Here is a 16,667-nt window from a genome sequence, read left to right on the forward strand (position 1 = left end):
GGCTGACTCGATGACTAAAAAACACGCAAGAGGTTAAAAGTTAAAATATTGCAGTCCATTACCAGGAGCTAACAACGTTTGTGAAATATAGCGATGAGTCGCCGTGGTTGGATGGGTGACATCCCAAAATACAAATTTATCTGAACCATCACGAGCACAGGTATTGGTGAGCGGGTGACGATATAAATAATCTGCTGCAGAAGAACGGGTGAGATTCAAGCAGGGTTCACTGGCATTGGTAAAACCATGCTTTTCAGGTTCAGCGACCATTGAATCAAATAATGCATGAGTATCAAAGAGATGAATCGCGTAACCTTGTACGATATATTGCGCGGTTAGCTGCTTTAAAATGGTATTCAATGCGGTAATTTTACCGCGAATTAAATCAATTTCCGCCGGTGTCGAATAGGTAAACTGCGGTGCTTTAGTCACATCTGGTAGCGTCATCATTAAAATATTTTGCGCCCCCGATTGCGTTAAACGTTGTAACGCTGTCGTAAAGTCTGCCTCAACCTCAGCAACATCGCGGTTATAATTCATAAAATCATTCAAACCAAAGACCAAAGTATATAAGGTATTTTCTGGACGGTAATTTTGTGCTTTACCCATGTACTGTAAATAAGAATCTACTTGCCCAGTGACACCGGTTAAAGCCACGTACTGATTAGCCCCAGCTGCACCACCAACCGCCCAGTTATAGACCGGCATGTTTTTAGACTGAGCAAGGTACTCTGTCCATACCAACCCATTAGAAAAATGCCCTAAAAACCAACTATTTGGATTCGGAAAACGCCACTGAGCGGCATTAAAAATATTGCCCGTATCCGATAAGCTATCACCAAACGCGACAATCTTGTTGATTTGATTAGCCTGCATCACAGGATCATTCGACCAAATCGTATGATTTAAAGATAAACGATTATCCGCCGCATAAAAGGTAATATCCGCATTATCATGGTTAATGCTTAAAGTGTGTTCGCAGCGCTGACGAATGGTATTTTGTGAGGTCTGAGTATAAAACATATTTTTTAACCCGACCGAGCTCCACCAGTAACCTTCCAAGGTAAAATAACTGCCGTCATTATTTGTCGCCCACTGCCAATCGGTTGCAGGATCATTACGACTATAACTCGTGCGATACCAGCAACGCACATAGGTATAAGTTTGTCTACCTGTAGGAGCCACTGAATAATTTGACTGCGCAGCTTCAGGAATAGCAAAAGTAGGCATAACCGATGTACCAATAGGTAAAGTTACACTTAAAAGAAACGTTAATATATTCATATTTATACCCCATATGTATACGGTAGATAATTGGTACATCATTATCTGATTAGTGAATCAAAACATATTAACCTGAGTTATATGACAATAAGTAGTGACTGATAAAAATTGTGGCACTAAGGTCAAATTCGCGATTCTCCTATCGTCATTTATTTTCATACCGATATCATCCTGATAAGAAAAAACAAAATAACCACATAAATATCAGTGGGTTAATCAGAACCTATTAACTTAATTCGTTTATTTTGTGATCTTATTTCAATAAAAATACTAATTATAATTGTTTTCTTTTCTGTTTAATTATTTTGCGCTATACGTGATCAAGTCATTAGTCTTGATTATGAAATCTCGCGCAGTGACATGATTAAAATATGAAATGTTCGCGGTTGATTATACGATCTGACCAACCGACTTGACGTTGCTGACAAATCCATGATTATCCATGAGTATCAGTAACAACACGATTGGAGTGAGTGAACCAAATAGCGCAGTAGCTGCAAGTCAACTGGGTAATATCGGATGATCAACCTGCAAAAATATCGCTCAAAAAGGACAGGGCAAATGATAAAAAAAAACCAATTAAAACGTTACGTTAAACTAGGTACAATAGCGATTGTCGCCGGTAGTGCGACTTCCGCGATGGCTCACCCAACGCTGGCATTTGATGAAGCGAGTATTCCTACTCGTTACATTGTCAAATTTAAACAAGATGAACAGCCATTCTCGATGGCCAATAACCCATTCTGGGGCCCACGAATTGGTCAGCAAGCTCTATTATCACAGATACAAGCCAGTGATATTGAACCTATTGGTCATGATGCTTTATACAGCGCGAAACTTGCAGAAGAGCGCGTTGAAGCCCTCCGTTCACGCCCCGATGTCGAGTATGTAGAAATCGACCCACCGCGTTTTTTAATGAGCGAAACCACACCTTGGGGTTACTTTGCCGTTAAAGCCGATCAGTTAGAGGATAGTCAAGCTGATAATCAAACCATCTGTATCATTGATTCTGGTTACGACCTCGCCCATAACGATTTGAGCGGTAACCGAGTCACAGGGACGAACGATCGTGGAACTGGGCAATGGTACATTCCGGGTAGCAGCAATGCCCATGGCACCCATGTCGCGGGTACGATTGCCGCCATCGCCAACAACGAAGGTGTAAAAGGCTTACTACCAAATCAAAATGTTAACCTACATATTGTCAAAGTATTCAATGAATCTGGTTGGGGCTATTCATCGACGCTCGTGCGAGCGATTCAAACCTGTGCGGATAATGGGGCAAAAATTGTCAACATGAGCTTAGGGGGTAGTCAATCAAGCCGCACCGAACAAAATGCAATGAATGCATTGTATGAACAAGGCGTATTAATGATTGCCGCTGCGGGTAACTCTGGTAATACCGCACACAGTTATCCTGCCTCTTATGATTCAGTGATGTCTGTCGCTGCCGTCGACAGCAATTACGATCATGCTTCGTTCTCTCAAGCCACTAACCAAGTAGAAATCGCTGCGCCTGGAGTTGCCGTACTCTCTACCGTCAGTGTAGGTGAAGGGGTTTTATCAACAATAATCACTGAAGATCGTGATTATTTTCGCCGTGGTGTCGTGCCACATAATCGCTTAAATAATAATGGCTTTGGTTTTGAATCGGCACCGATTGCGGGGCAATACACCGCACCTTTAGCGTTATGTGATACGAGCTCTGGTCGCTATCAATGTGGCGATATGCGTGGCAAAATTTGTCTCACTGAACGAATCGCTAATGAAACGCCATCCGTTCGTCCAGAAATTAATGCTGTTGCAGCCTGTAACAATGCTGGCGCGTTAGCAGCGATTGTCTACAGTAATCAGCAACGTCCTGGCCTCCAAAACCCGTTTGTTCTCGATCAATACGACACTCATCCGTTATTGTCTGTCAGTGTTAATCGTAACTTAGGGCAAGAATTGGCGGCTTTAGTCGGGCAAGACATTACCGTATCCACTCGTACCGGTGAAGATTATCAGTACTATAATGGAACTTCGATGGCAACACCGCACGTTTCAGGCGTTGCAGGCTTAGTGTGGAGTTATCATCCACAGTGCTCTGCAAAACAAATCCGCCAAGCATTAACTCAAACCGCTCTGGATTTGGATGTCCCGGGTCGAGATAATCGCACTGGCTACGGGTTAGTGAATGCACTCGCAGCGAAAAACTATTTGGATGCGGGGTGTAATGGTCCGCGAGGTTAATTCCTCTCGTTAGGCTTAAAATGTCAGGTCGTCAAACGGCGCGATCCCCTTGATTTACTGTCCATGTTATCTTGGGGATCGTTATTTTCAAAACATAAACGATGATAAGACGACACCCTATCCAAACCTCTAAAAGTCGCAGGCAGGGTGAACAAAGAGAAACCAACACCGCTGCAGCTTTAAAGAGGCAGAGGATATTGATTAAGGAAGAGAGGCCATTATGTTAGCATCCTTACTATTGATAATAACCAGCTTATCACCACTCCCCACTGCCACTCAGACCAATTTTCTTGCGGAGGATAGCACCATCGAACAAAATCAATCTACGTCACGTTTTTATGTCAAATACCATACCGATAAAAAAGCCGTGGCGCTCGAATTACTAAAAAGTTTGGAACTGACCTTAATTGATAGCTTCGATGACCAACAGGTGCTCGTCATCGAAGGTGAATCATCGATTGTCGAATTACTCAACGATAGTCCATCGATTGAATATACGGAACCCGTTCCTATTCGCTCCCTTTTTTAATGATTAGCGGGTTATTGAGGGAGGGGATTACATCACCTTTCATATAAATAATGACTAATTAATCAATGGCATATATCCCACACTGCATTCTCCCTACAAAATCTCTGGCACAAGTCACAAAAGTAAATATTAATAATGATACATAGCGACGATTTGGTTATTAATCTGCCAAAATGATGCGCTTTTTCAAAATAACCGCATTGCACTCTGTAAAGTAAACAACCATATTGCCGATGATTTCGTCTCTGTGTTGCCACGAGAAAAAATGAACCGATCACTATTGTTAAAAGTACTGTTGTTAAAAGCGGTAAGCAAAACCAATCCTCCTTCCTAAGTTGGGAGTTGAGGTTAATATTATTAACACTTAATTAGATAAGCACAGGCACTATGCTTAACACCAAACTTATCAGTCTACTTCCTGATCTTGCGACGTTTATACTGGTCGTCAACGAAGGCAGTTTTACTGCTGCTGCTCATAAGCTTGGGGTCACTCCCTCAGCGCTCAGTAAACTGATCACTCGCTTAGAGCTGGCTCTCAATGTCAAACTGTTTGAGCGTACCACGCGAAAATTAATGATCACTCAAGCCGGGCAACGGGTTTACGACCAATGCTTAGTGATGATTAACGCGGCTCAACAAGCCGTTGACTTATCTGATGCTGATCATAGTGAGCCATCCGGTTCACTGACCGTCGCCGCCCCTGAAGCTTTTCTGCATTCGGTGCTGCAGCCTTTTGTACTGCCTTTTCTTAAGCAATATCCTTATATCCAATTAAAACTACGCGCCGCCGATGGTGAAATCGATTTATTTCGACATAATATTGACGTCGCCTTTAAGCTGACCGATAAACCCGATGAAAATTTAGTGATGCGTGAACTCTGTAAAACAAATTTGGTGCTATGCGCTAGCCCAGATTATCTTCAGCAACGTGGAGTACCCGCTCATCCCACTGAACTCATCAAGCACGACTGTCTCTATTTAGCTGAAACCGAACGCGATCATATTTGGGATTTTCTTAAAGAGGATGAATTTCATACCGTTGCTGTCACCGGTCGATACGCAGTCAATCAATCCCAAATCCGCTTAAATGCGGTAAAAAGTGGCTTAGGGATTGGTATCTTTCACGATTTTGTAGTTCAAGATGCCATCGCCGAGGGAAAAGTGGTGCAACTGCTGCAAAACTGGACGATAAAAAGTAACTACCACGGAGCGATTGCCATGCAATATGCTCAGACTAAATACATGCCAGCGCGCTTAAGAGTTTTCATCGACTTTGTCTTAGCCCATTTAAAACCCAAATTAACCATGCCGATGCCCGAATAAATCAAGCCCAAGCAATGAGCTTGGGCTTGATGATAACAAAAGGTAAATCGTTAGCGTCTTCGATGGTATTCCATACGTAATTGATCAACTTCTCTCAAGGTGAGCTTAGCTTGAGCTAACTGACCGCTGTCAAGTTCATCACTCAACCGATCCAACACCGCTATTAGCTTAGTGAATCCTTCTTGATAAACATCATGTCGACGAGGAGGATATTGACCTTGTTGGGCTTTATTTACTAACTCCGTTAACTTAGTCACTGGCACTTGCATTTCTTGCACGGTTTGCGCGCTCGCTGCCTGAGAAAATTCAGCTCTCATTTGACGCATCACCTGTCGTAAGTCAACATCGGTAGCCCATACTTGACTACTCAACAGTAATCCGATTGTTAACCACACACTCGATTTAATGATCCTTTTTTGCATCACTGGCTTCCTTGTTATTATCGTATTAGTTATTTGCTATTTGCTATTTGCTATTTGCTATCCAAGACTTCTACTGCACCATTATAGTCAATGCTTGAAAAAAGTGACGTCTCCAAAAGTCGAAAACCACTCATGGATCGATACGACTTATCCCAACACATCATTAACGATAATAATCCTGATATTCGCTAATTCTGGCTCTTCCTCTTAATGCTAAAAAATCCAAAAACTGTACAGGAGTATGAGTAATCACTTTAGCGCTATCCATCGCTAAGCTGTCTAACAACTCACTGGCTAATGTCAGGTTACCAACATCATGACAAAAATGGGCGTCACTGCCCGTAGTTAACCATGCTCCGTGCTTTTTGGCTTCTTCGGCTATCTGATAGCAACGATCAACACTGCCCACTCGACTGTGGCCTTTTAGGGTACTGTTATTAATTTCTATCGCCACATGATGCTCAGCAGCACAAGCGACGACCGCTGCGAAATCAAAATCAAAATTCGGATTCCCCAAATGGCCGAGCGCATCCACTCGACCACTTTTGATGGTATTGATTAACGCTTGGGTATGGGTTGCTTTATCTCTGGGTTTAAATACGGGCTCATGAAAGCTGGCGATCACCCAATCGAGATTTTGATCAACAGAAGGATGGAGATCGATCTCTCCTTGAAGATTAAGTATATTCGCCTCAACCCCACGTAATATCGCCACATCATGAAGAAATCGCGGCAAAATACGTTGGTTGGAAAAAAACCAGTAATGGGGAGCGCCCGGCATCGAATGGGCATGGTCAGTGGTACAAAACATCGGCAGCCCTTTCTCCTGAGCCGCTTTGGCATTTTCAATCAAGGTACTATAAGCGTGACCACTGGCGTAGGTATGGGTATGAGTATCGACGGCAAGTTTCATAATCAACTCCCTTTATTTAGTGAGCTTACAGTTTACCAGTCCTCCCCTCGGCTTACCAATCGGCTGCCATACGAGTTCGCTACGAATCTATTGTTCTATCCAATTCCTACTCAATAAAGTCAGGTTAGATTCACACAATCGATCAGCCACCTTGGCAAGTCAATCGACGTGAACAATACTTACTCCATTGCATAGCTTAGGGCATCGTCATGGTGAAGCGTTATTTCTCTCTCAGCATACAAATCAGCACACTATTTATGGTGTTAGTGAGCTTGATTGGTATCACTCTTATTTCCATCAGTTATTACCATTCACGTCAACTGATGGGTAATATCGCGGATAATATCAGCCATGAAAATAGCACAAAGGTTGAAGTTGCCTTTCAACAAAGTATTACTCCTATTTTAACCACTCTCGATTTTATGGCATTAAGTCATTTTATTGAAATGGAGCAACTACCAACGGAAAATTCTCATTTTTTAGCTTCACTACGTTTAGTGTTTGAACGCAATGATAATCTTGTCGCCCTCTATTTTGGTAATCACAAGGGTGATTTCACCATGATTCGTCCACTCTTCAACCCACAAACTCGATTACGCTTTCAAGCACCTGATCAGGCTACGCTATTCATTAATCAAACTAGAACCAATGGGCAAGATACGGTTATTTTCTTAGATAACGATTTTCAGACCATTGATCGCCGTGAACATGGTAACAATACCTTTGATCCGCGTGAGCGTCCTTGGTATCAAAATGCCCATGAGGATGGTCAGATTCGTTTAACGGACCCCTATTTTTTCCACTTTCTACAAACTTTTGGAGTGACTCTTTCACGTCGTTCAAGGGATAACAGCACTGTAGTCGGCGCAGACTTCACTCTTGATAGCTTATCTCAACAATTGGCGACGATTGCTTACTCGGCTAACACTCAATTAGCCTTATTTGATCAACAGTTTCGTCTTTTAGCCGAACATAATAGTCCATTATCATTAACCGATGATGCGTTGATCACCCATCAAAAATTATCCACCAGTGTCTTTGCCGGTGTAGCACAACGTGTTACCCAACAAGCGATCTTTAGCGATGTGGCTTTTAATGGGCAAACCTGGTCGGTTACCTTAATCCCTATTGCATTAAGTCCACACGTTCAATTATCGTTAGCTCAAGCAACCCCCCAAAAGGAACTTCTTGCCGCATTGCTCAGTATGCGTAATCGACAAATTGGGGCCGCTTTTATGATGCTCGGCTTAGGTTTCATTATCGTTTGGTTTGTTGCTCAGCGTCTTGCTCGTCCCCTCAGTAACTTAGTTGTCCAAACCGATAATATCTCTCGTTTTGATTTCCAAAAAACTCGCTATCCGAAAAGCATCATTAAAGAAGTAGCGGATTTAACGAAATCCATCGAATTAATGGAACATACCTTACATGATTTACTGCGCTTGCTGCGTGATACCGCCTCTAACCAAGACTTTGAGGTATTTGCAAAAACGATTACTCATCAAAGCTATTTGATCACCAAAGCTGAAACGATTTTGCTCTATACCTACAACCACGAGCAGCAGCATTTCACCACGGCGGCCAATCATGCGATCATTCCGTTTAAAATTGACATTAATTCACTGGTGCAAAATACACCTTGGTTATTGGCTGAACTTCGCCAAGGACAAACGGTACATTTGAATCGCAACGACAATGTGTTGTTCCCACTGAAAGAGCAGCTCTATAACAGCGACATTTATCTCTTCCCGCTGCTCAATAAATCACGCCAATTGATTGGTGTGTTGAATTTAGGTTACGAACGAGCCATCACTAAAGCTCAAGCGGATAAACATGCCTTCCTGCGTGAAGTGCTCAGTTTTGCTGAAATTGCCAAAGATAATATTGATAAAATGCAGCAACAAAAGCAGATGCTTAATGCGTTTATCACTTTGATCGCTTCGGCGATTGATACTAAATCGCCCTATACCGGCGGTCACTGCCAACGAGTGCCTGAATTAACCAAAATGCTCGCTAAAGCTGCCACTAAAGATAAGCGCTATTTCCCTGATTTCACCTTATCAGCCGAGCAGTGGGAAGAATTAATGCTCGCCGCTTGGATGCACGATTGCGGTAAAGTCACCACTCCAGAATTCGTGGTCGATAAAGCCACCAAACTGGAAACCATTTATGATCGAATTCATGAAGTACGCATGCGCTTTGAACTGCTTAAAGTTCAGGCTGAAGCCGATTACTGGCAAGGGCTCGCTACCGGAGGCGACCCTGATTTACTTAAAAAAACGCTCTCTGAGCAACAGCAAGCCCTTGATGATGATTTTGCCTTTGTCGCACAGTGCAACATCGGTAGTGAATCAATGACGGATCAAGATATCGCCCGTCTTGAACAGATTGCTCAACGGCAATGGAAGCGTACCTTAGACGATCAGATTGGTATTTCTTGGTTAGAAGCACAGCGCCACACCAACAAGCCCGATTTACCGGTGATGGAAAACGTGCTCGCCGATAAAATCGTTCACCAGATCCAGTGGGATAGCGATCCGCTAGCCACAATAGAACAAGAAGGCTTTGTGCTTAAGCCCAAACCGCTGCGCTATAACCGAGGTGAGCTGTATAACCTCAGAGTGCGCCGCGGCACCTTAACCGAAGAAGAGCGGTTTATGATTAACGATCACATTGTACAAACCATTGTGATGCTAAAACGGCTTCCCTATCCTGAGCACCTCAAGCAAGTGCCTGACATTGCAGGTGGTCACCATGAACGTATGGACGGTAAAGGCTATCCACGAGGATTAAACGAACAGCAACTGTCGATTCCTGCGCGGATCATGGCGATTGCTGATGTGTTTGAAGCGCTGACCTCTAGCGATCGTCCCTATAAAAAAGGCAAGAGTCTGGAAGAAGCCATGCAAATCATGACGACGATGGCCACCAGTGGGCATATTGATCCTAAACTCTATCTGCTCTTTTTAGAACAACACGTGTATCTCGATTATGCACAACAGTTTCTAACCAACATAGAATTAGCTAGCTTTGACCCCTCATCCTACATCACGACCGTAAAAACCTATTTACGAGATAGCGTTAATATTTAATCGATTGCGCTATCAATAGTTGATGTGTGTCAAATTGTCGTAGACAATACCCTCCTCGCTTAATCACGCTAGCCAGCGTGATTAAGCCATACCTCACGACTTGGACGTATCGCCTCAAGTGGTCAGGTATATCGGTTTTGACGATACCAACAATAGTCAAAACCTACTTTTTATTTTGGTATTGCGCTGCTAGGGTTGGCGCATGCTAAGTACCTCGTTTTTAAGGGAAAGATGATGGTAATACCTGAAAACAGTTGCATCGTAATTTTTGGTGCATCGGGCGACCTAACTTATCGAAAGTTAGTGCCTGCTCTGTATCATTTATATGCAAGTAAGCAACTACCTGAATCCTTTACTATTTTAGGTGTCAGTCGTACAGAGTACAGTGACGATTCTTATCGTGAAAAATTAAAACGCTCACTGCGTGAATTAGAGCAAACCGAGCCAGCTATTCTTGATGCCTTTTGTGAACATCTTCACTATCAAGCACTTGATACGTCCGATATGGACGATTATGCCAAACTCTCAACGCGTTTGACTGAGCTCGCCGAGCAGTATCAACAACAGCAACGCAATACCTTATTCTATCTCGCCACCCCACCGAGTTTATATGGCGTCATTCCTGCCTGCCTCGCGGCTCATGGCTTAAATGACGAACAAGACGGCTGGAAGCGCTTGATCATCGAAAAACCCTTTGGTTACGATTTGCAGTCAGCTCAAGCGCTCGATATTGAAATTCATCGTCACTTTGCCGAACACCAGATTTATCGCATTGACCATTATTTGGGTAAAGAAACGGTGCAAAACCTGCTGGTATTCCGTTTTGCCAATGGCATGTTTGAACCCCTTTGGAACCGTAATTTTATTGATTACGTCGAAATCACTGGCGCGGAATTTTTAGGGGTTGAAGAGCGTGGTGGCTATTACGATGGCTCTGGCGCCGTGCGTGATATGTTCCAAAACCATTTGCTGCAAGTGTTGGCGATGGTCAGTATGGAACCACCTGCAGAAATCAATGCCAACTCTATCCGTAATGAAGTAAACAAGGTTTTACAAAGCTTACAACCTCTTTCAGAGGCGGATTTACGCAATAACCTCGTACTGGGTCAATATACAGAATCAGACATTCGTGGCCAGTTCCTCCCCAGTTATCGAGACGAGCCGGGCGTTGCCGATGATTCGCGCACTGAAACTTATGTTGCGCTGAAAATGTTCATCAACAACTGGCGTTGGAATGGGGTTCCGTTTTATGTGCGCTCTGGCAAACGCCTGCCAACCCGCGTGACCGAAGTGGTTATTCACTTCAAACGTACCCCCCATCCAGTGTTTGGCCAAAATGCGCCTGACAATAAGCTGATCATCCGTATTCAGCCTGATGAAGGCATTCAAATGAGCTTTGGCTTGAAAGAACCCGGCGCTGGATTTAAAGCCAAAGAAGTGTCGATGAACTTTCATTACACCTCACTGGCCGAAACCAAAATGCTCACCGCTTATGAGCGCCTTTTACTGGATGCGCTCAATGGTGATGCGACCTTATTTGCTCGCACCGATGCGGTGGAAGCGTGCTGGAAGTTTGTGCAACCAATCCTCGATTTCAAGCAAGATCCACAAGCATTGTTTGGTTATGCCTGCGGCACCTGGGGACCGATGGAAGCCGATCAATTACTGGCGCGAGATGGCCGCGCATGGCGTTTCCCTTGTAAGAATCTCACTGACACGGATTACTGCGAACTATGATCAATCATAAAATTTTTCAAACACCACAGCAGGTGGTGGATACGCTGGCGGATGAGATGCTGCGTTATAGCCAGCAGAACCAACCGGTACATATCTCCCTTTCTGGCGGTAGCACGCCAAAAATGCTCTTTCAACGACTCGCAAGTGCGCCCTACGCTGAAGCGATTAATTGGCAAAACCTGCATTTTTGGTGGGGTGACGAACGCTGCGTTGCAGCGGATGACCCAGAAAGCAACTATGGCGAAGCCAATGCGTTACTGTTTAGCCAAGTGGCGATCCCTGCACAAAATATTCATCGTATTCGCGGTGAAGCAGATCCACACACCGAAGCTGAGCGCTTTGCCGCTGAAATGCTGCAATGCATCACCAGCGAGAACGGTACTCCCGTCTTCGATTGGATATTACTTGGCGTCGGTGCCGACGGTCATACGGCGTCACTGTTCCCTGACGTGACGGATTATCATGACCCACATTTATCGGTGGTGGCAACTCAACCTCAATCAGGTCAGTTACGAGTATCAAAAACCGCCAAAGTTTTACAAGCGGCGAAACGGATCAGCTATCTTGTGCTTGGCGCAGGCAAAGCAGATATCGTCCATGAAATTCACACGACTCCTGCGGAAGAGTTACCTTATCCAGCAGCAAAAATTCAGTCGACAACGGGTGAAACCGAGTGGTTTTTAGATTTAGACGCAGCGAAAAAGATTGCGTAAAGGAGAGAAATAAATGAAAGGTGATATTGGTGTAATCGGCCTAGCAGTAATGGGCCAAAACCTAATTCTCAATATGAACGATCACGGCTTTAACGTGGTGGCTTATAACCGTACCACCGCGAAAGTGGATGAGTTTTTACAAGGCCCAGCCAAAGGCACCAAGATTGTCGGTGCTTACTCACTACAAGACTTAGTCGATAAGCTCGCCACGCCTCGCAAAGTCATGCTGATGGTCCGTGCTGGAGATGTGGTGGATGCATTTATCGATCAATTAGTTCCTTTACTCGATAAAGGTGACATCATTATCGACGGTGGTAATACCAACTTCCCAGACACCAACCGCCGTGTGGCCGCGCTACGCGAAAAAGGCATTCACTTCATTGGTACTGGCGTATCGGGTGGTGAAGAAGGCGCGCGCTTTGGCCCATCCATTATGCCCGGTGGCGCACCAGAAGCTTGGGAAGCGGTCAAACCGATTTTCCAAGGTATTTCAGCCAAAACTGAAGCCGGTGAACCTTGTTGTGATTGGGTAGGCAACGATGGCGCTGGTCACTTCGTGAAAATGGTTCATAACGGTATCGAATACGGTGATATGCAGCTCATCACTGAAGCTTACCAGTTTATGAAAGATGGCTTGGGTATGAACCACGACGAGATGCAAAAAGTCTTCGCCGAGTGGAACAAAACTGAACTTGATAGCTATTTGGTGGAAATTACCGCCGATATTCTTGGCTATAAAGATCAAGATGGCCAACCATTAGTAGAAAAAATCCTTGATACCGCTGGTCAAAAAGGCACGGGTAAATGGACGGGGATTAATGCCTTAGACATGGGTATTCCACTGACGCTCATCACTGAGTCCGTATTCTCTCGCTGCTTATCCGCACTTAAAGATCAACGCGTTGCAGCGGAACAACTGTTTGCAAAAACCATCACGCCAGTGGAAGGTGATAAGCAAGAGTGGGTTGATGCGCTTCGTCAAGCCTTGTTGGCATCGAAGATCATCTCTTATGCGCAAGGCTTTATGTTGATGCGTGAAGCCTCTAACGAAAACGGATGGGACCTTAACTACGGTAACGTAGCATTGATGTGGCGCGGTGGCTGTATTATTCGTTCCGCTTTCCTCGGTAATATTCGTGATGCGTTTGACGCCAATCCAGACATTGCTTTCTTAGGCTCTGATGCTTATTTCAAAGGAATTTTGGATAATTGCCTTGGCGCATGGCGTAAAGTCGCGGCGAAATCAATGGAAGTCGGCATCCCGATGCCGTGCATGACCTCAGCACTCACTTTCCTCGATGGCTATACCACCGCTCGTTTACCAGCGAACTTGCTGCAAGCTCAGCGTGATTACTTTGGCGCACACACTTATGAGCGTATTGATCGCCCACGGGGTGAGTTTTTCCATACTAACTGGACTGGTACTGGTGGTGACACCGCTTCCACGACATATGATGTCTAAACGATTGGCTAGCGAAAGGGTTGACTACTGATAAATTCATCCTTAGTATCTACGCCTAAAAAATAAGCATCAAGGAGGATGTTAACTGAGTTAACATCCTCTATTTTTTAGACTCCAACATCAACATTGAGATCCAACGATGACCATTAACAAGTTCTATGTATTTGTCCCACAGGCAGTGGAAGAAGACGCACATACGGAAAGTGAAGTGCAATCAGCAATGGAAGCTCAACGTCAAGCATTGGTAAAACAAGCGCAACAACAAGGCGCACTGGCTTAATCAATAAGCGGAGCCAGCTCATTGCTCGCTCTGCTTACCTCTCTTTACTTACTCTTCACGTTTATCTATACCCAAATCACTTGGAGTTGCAGGTAGGACGGGGATATCACTATAAAACAATATCCTGCCAGTCATGACTAGAAAAGTAATCCGCTAAATGATCGATCAATGCCCTGACCGCCGGTGATAAATGTCGCCTTGACGGATACAAAGCATAAATCGACATGGTTTTTGGCTGCCAGTCAGCTAAAACCGATACCACCTCACCTTTTGCTAACGCACCACTGGTTAAATACGTTGGCTGCAACGCGATACCCATGCCATGCACGGCAGCATGCAGCAAAGTGGTCGCCTCATTGGCGGTCAAGCGGCAGCTCACTTCCACTGATTGTAATACCTCATCTTGCGTGAGATGCCAAATATGTCGCTCGAAATTTTTATATCCTAAACAAGCGTGTTGAGCGAGATCGCTCGGCTGGGTGATCGCCGGATGCGCAGCTAAATAACTGGGCGCAGCCACTAATATCGACTCACATTTTGCTATCGGGCGACCAATTAGCGAGGGATCCGGATCGGCGGCAATCCGAATCGCCAAGTCAATCCGCTCAGCAATCAGATCTGCCGTTTTATCTTGCACATCAATATCGACCTCAACTTGCGGATACTTGGCGAGGAACGGCTTTACCGCCGGAATTAACTGCGCAAAACCAAATGACATGCTGGTCGCAATCCGAATTTTTCCCGCTAAGGACTGACTATCCATCAGTTGATGTTCTAACTGCTGAGCTTGCTCTACCCAGAGTTTAATCGCCTCTAAACACTGCTCTCCAGCAGTGGTTAACGACACCTTACGTGTGGTTCGATTCAGTAATCGCGTTTGTAACCAGCTTTCCATGGTTTCAATGTGCCGAGTCACCATCGGCCGCGAAATATCCAGTCGATCGGCTGTGGCTGTGAAGCTTTGCGTAAGCGCAACGTCGAGAAATACTTGAGCCGCGGTCAGTTTATCCATCGTATTAGTTCGAATTAAGAAACAATGATGTCAATTATTAGCTATATATCCGAACAAGTCTAATTCGTATGATAGCTCCCGAACCGATAACCCACTTTCGATACTCTATTTTAGGATAAATAATCATGAAAAAACTGACTCTACTGACCGCAACTACACTGATCAGCAGCACTGCATTTGCGGCGCAGCAACCTTTAACACTGGACGTTTACAACGCCGATGGCAATAGCTTTCATGTAAACTCAACCTTAGTTTACGGCGCAACAGAAGCCATGGTGATCGATACTGGCTTTACCAAAGCCGATGCCTTACGCATTGCCGCTAAAGTCATCGATTCAGGCAAAAACCTAACCACGATTTTTATTAGCCAAGCGGATCCTGATTACTATTTTGGCGCGGAAGTATTGCATGAGCTATTCCCTGATGCCAAAGTCCTCACCACTCCGGGAGTTCGCGCGACAATTGAAGAAAAGCTGGATGGTAAATTAGCATTCTGGGCTCCGAAAATGGGCACTAACGCGCCAGTGAAGCCGGTATTGCCTACCGCTTATCATGGTAAAACACTGACGATTGATGGACAAACTATTGAGATCCACGATGCTGAAGGTGAGCTAGCCCATCGCCCTTACTTATGGATCCCAGCCAACAAAGCCATTTTGGGCAATGTGGCGGTCTACGGTAACGTTCACCTATGGATGGCCGATGCGCAAAGCGATGCGAGCCGTCAAGCGTGGGCACAGCAGCTTGAGCGCATGCAAGCCTTAAAACCAGAAGTGGTGATCCCTGGTCACATGATTGCCGGCACTCCATTAGATGCCTCAGCGATTAGCTTTGCTCAGCGCTATTTAACAGATTTTGCTAAAGCGAAACAAACCAGTAAAGATAGCCAACAATTAATCAAACGTATGCTTAAGCTTTACCCTGAAGCCGGTTTACCAATGGCATTAGAGATTGGCGCGAAAGTACATATGGGTGAAATGCAATGGTAAAGGTACACTACTTTTTTGACCCAATGTGTGGCTGGTGTTTCGGTGCTAGCCCACTACTAGAAACACTGGCTGAAATGCCGACTATCACACTTAAGTTACATCCGGGTGGGATGTTGCCACGCTCCGAATTGGCCGCCGAGTTTCGAGCGCATATATTAGAGGCAGACCAACAGATTAGTTTGGTGACTGGACAAGTTTTTGGTGAAGCGTACCGCTCACGAATTGCCAGTAAGCAGCCGCTCATCGTTGATTCTTACCTTACCGCTCAGGCGATCATCGCCGCTGAGGAATTGCAAGGCCTAGGATTGGCGATGCTGAAAAAAATTCAGCAAGCCCATTATCAACAAGGATTAACCGTTGCCGAACCTGAAGTATTGGCTCAGTTAGCAAGCCAATTAGGTATTGAGCACGATAAATGGCACAACGCCATGCAGCAAGCCAAATCTGATTTACCAGCCACGATTGCCAATAGCAAACAACTGATGGCTCAGTATCAACTACGGGGATTCCCATCGATGATGATTGAATTGGCAAATGGACAGTGGCGCTCGGTACAGCCGAGTGCCTACTATGGTAAACCTGAAGCGTGGCAAGCTTTTTGGCAGTCAATGGTAGCTTCCTCATCCTAGCCAGATTCTCTTAGCCATAGTGCTACTAAAAAAATAGCCCCCAGATTTGGGGG

13 protein-coding genes and 1 pseudogene are annotated in these 16,667 nt (G+C 44.8%); 10 read left to right on the top strand and 4 right to left on the bottom strand.

What is annotated here, in order from left to right:
* Window positions 1-33 precede the first annotated feature (33 nt).
* Window positions 34-1,284, bottom strand: a complete 1,251-nt coding sequence (locus FKQ60_RS09190; protein ID WP_170906333.1) for an SGNH/GDSL hydrolase family protein — start codon at window positions 1,282-1,284, stop codon at window positions 34-36.
* 561 nt (window positions 1,285-1,845) lie between these two features.
* Here FKQ60_RS09190 and FKQ60_RS09195 point away from each other — a divergent pair.
* The 3 genes and pseudogenes from FKQ60_RS09195 to FKQ60_RS09205 all read left to right on the top strand — a co-directional run.
* A pseudogene (locus FKQ60_RS09195) lies at window positions 1,846-3,513 on the top strand (S8 family serine peptidase); the annotation flags it as partial.
* 223 nt (window positions 3,514-3,736) lie between these two features.
* Window positions 3,737-4,045 (top strand): hypothetical protein, encoded by a 309-nt coding sequence (locus tag FKQ60_RS09200; RefSeq protein ID WP_154170773.1) that lies wholly within the window; start codon window positions 3,737-3,739, stop codon window positions 4,043-4,045.
* A 387-nt stretch (window positions 4,046-4,432) separates the two neighbouring features.
* The gene (locus FKQ60_RS09205) at window positions 4,433-5,368 is read left to right on the top strand and encodes a LysR family transcriptional regulator (protein ID WP_170906335.1); all 936 of its coding nucleotides are present in this window, start codon (window positions 4,433-4,435) and stop codon (window positions 5,366-5,368) included.
* A gap of 50 nt (window positions 5,369-5,418) precedes the next feature.
* Here the strand turns inward: FKQ60_RS09205 and FKQ60_RS09210 are convergent, their stop codons facing one another.
* Window positions 5,419-5,790 carry a cytochrome b562 gene (locus tag FKQ60_RS09210; protein WP_212752414.1) on the bottom strand — a complete coding sequence of 124 codons (372 nt, stop codon included), beginning with the start codon at window positions 5,788-5,790 and terminating at the stop codon, window positions 5,419-5,421.
* Between the two features lie 163 nt (window positions 5,791-5,953).
* The gene (locus tag FKQ60_RS09215) at window positions 5,954-6,703 is read right to left on the bottom strand and encodes a phosphatase (RefSeq protein ID WP_170906336.1); all 750 of its coding nucleotides are present in this window, start codon (window positions 6,701-6,703) and stop codon (window positions 5,954-5,956) included.
* 209 nt (window positions 6,704-6,912) lie between these two features.
* On the opposite strand from FKQ60_RS09215, the gene FKQ60_RS09220 reads away from it, so the two are divergent.
* The 5 genes from FKQ60_RS09220 to FKQ60_RS09240 all read left to right on the top strand — a co-directional run bounded on the left by FKQ60_RS09220 (window position 6,913) and on the right by FKQ60_RS09240 (window position 13,984).
* On the top strand, window positions 6,913-9,792 hold the full coding sequence (locus FKQ60_RS09220) for an HD domain-containing phosphohydrolase (protein ID WP_170906337.1): 2,880 nt from the start codon (window positions 6,913-6,915) through the stop codon (window positions 9,790-9,792).
* Window positions 9,793-10,026: 234 nt separating this feature from the next.
* Window positions 10,027-11,529, top strand: coding sequence for a glucose-6-phosphate dehydrogenase (gene zwf / locus FKQ60_RS09225; RefSeq protein ID WP_170906338.1), 1,503 nt, complete (start codon window positions 10,027-10,029; stop codon window positions 11,527-11,529).
* On the top strand, window positions 11,526-12,242 hold the full coding sequence (gene pgl / locus FKQ60_RS09230; RefSeq protein ID WP_170906339.1) for a 6-phosphogluconolactonase: 717 nt from the start codon (window positions 11,526-11,528) through the stop codon (window positions 12,240-12,242). Before zwf ends, pgl begins: the two co-directional genes overlap by 4 nt.
* Window positions 12,243-12,255: 13 nt before the next feature.
* Window positions 12,256-13,704, top strand: a complete 1,449-nt coding sequence (gnd, locus tag FKQ60_RS09235) for a decarboxylating NADP(+)-dependent phosphogluconate dehydrogenase (protein WP_154170778.1) — start codon at window positions 12,256-12,258, stop codon at window positions 13,702-13,704.
* 139 nt (window positions 13,705-13,843) lie between these two features.
* Complete coding sequence (locus FKQ60_RS09240) at window positions 13,844-13,984, top strand: hypothetical protein (RefSeq protein WP_004396768.1); 141 nt, start codon at window positions 13,844-13,846, stop codon at window positions 13,982-13,984.
* 109 nt (window positions 13,985-14,093) lie between these two features.
* On the opposite strand, the gene FKQ60_RS09245 is transcribed toward FKQ60_RS09240, so the two are convergent.
* Window positions 14,094-14,996 (bottom strand): LysR family transcriptional regulator, encoded by a 903-nt coding sequence (locus FKQ60_RS09245; RefSeq protein ID WP_154170779.1) that lies wholly within the window; start codon window positions 14,994-14,996, stop codon window positions 14,094-14,096.
* A 125-nt stretch (window positions 14,997-15,121) separates the two neighbouring features.
* Between FKQ60_RS09245 and FKQ60_RS09250 the strand changes: the two genes are divergently transcribed.
* Window positions 15,122-15,985, top strand: coding sequence for an MBL fold metallo-hydrolase (locus tag FKQ60_RS09250; RefSeq protein WP_154170780.1), 864 nt, complete (start codon window positions 15,122-15,124; stop codon window positions 15,983-15,985).
* Window positions 15,979-16,614, top strand: a complete 636-nt coding sequence (locus FKQ60_RS09255; protein WP_154170781.1) for a DsbA family protein — start codon at window positions 15,979-15,981, stop codon at window positions 16,612-16,614. The genes FKQ60_RS09250 and FKQ60_RS09255 overlap by 7 nt, the downstream gene beginning before the upstream one ends.
* Window positions 16,615-16,667: the final 53 nt, after the last annotated feature.

Origin of the sequence: Vibrio sp. A11 (assembly GCF_013048705.1) — a bacterium.
Classification (GTDB): Bacteria; Pseudomonadota; Gammaproteobacteria; order Enterobacterales; family Vibrionaceae; genus Vibrio; species Vibrio metschnikovii.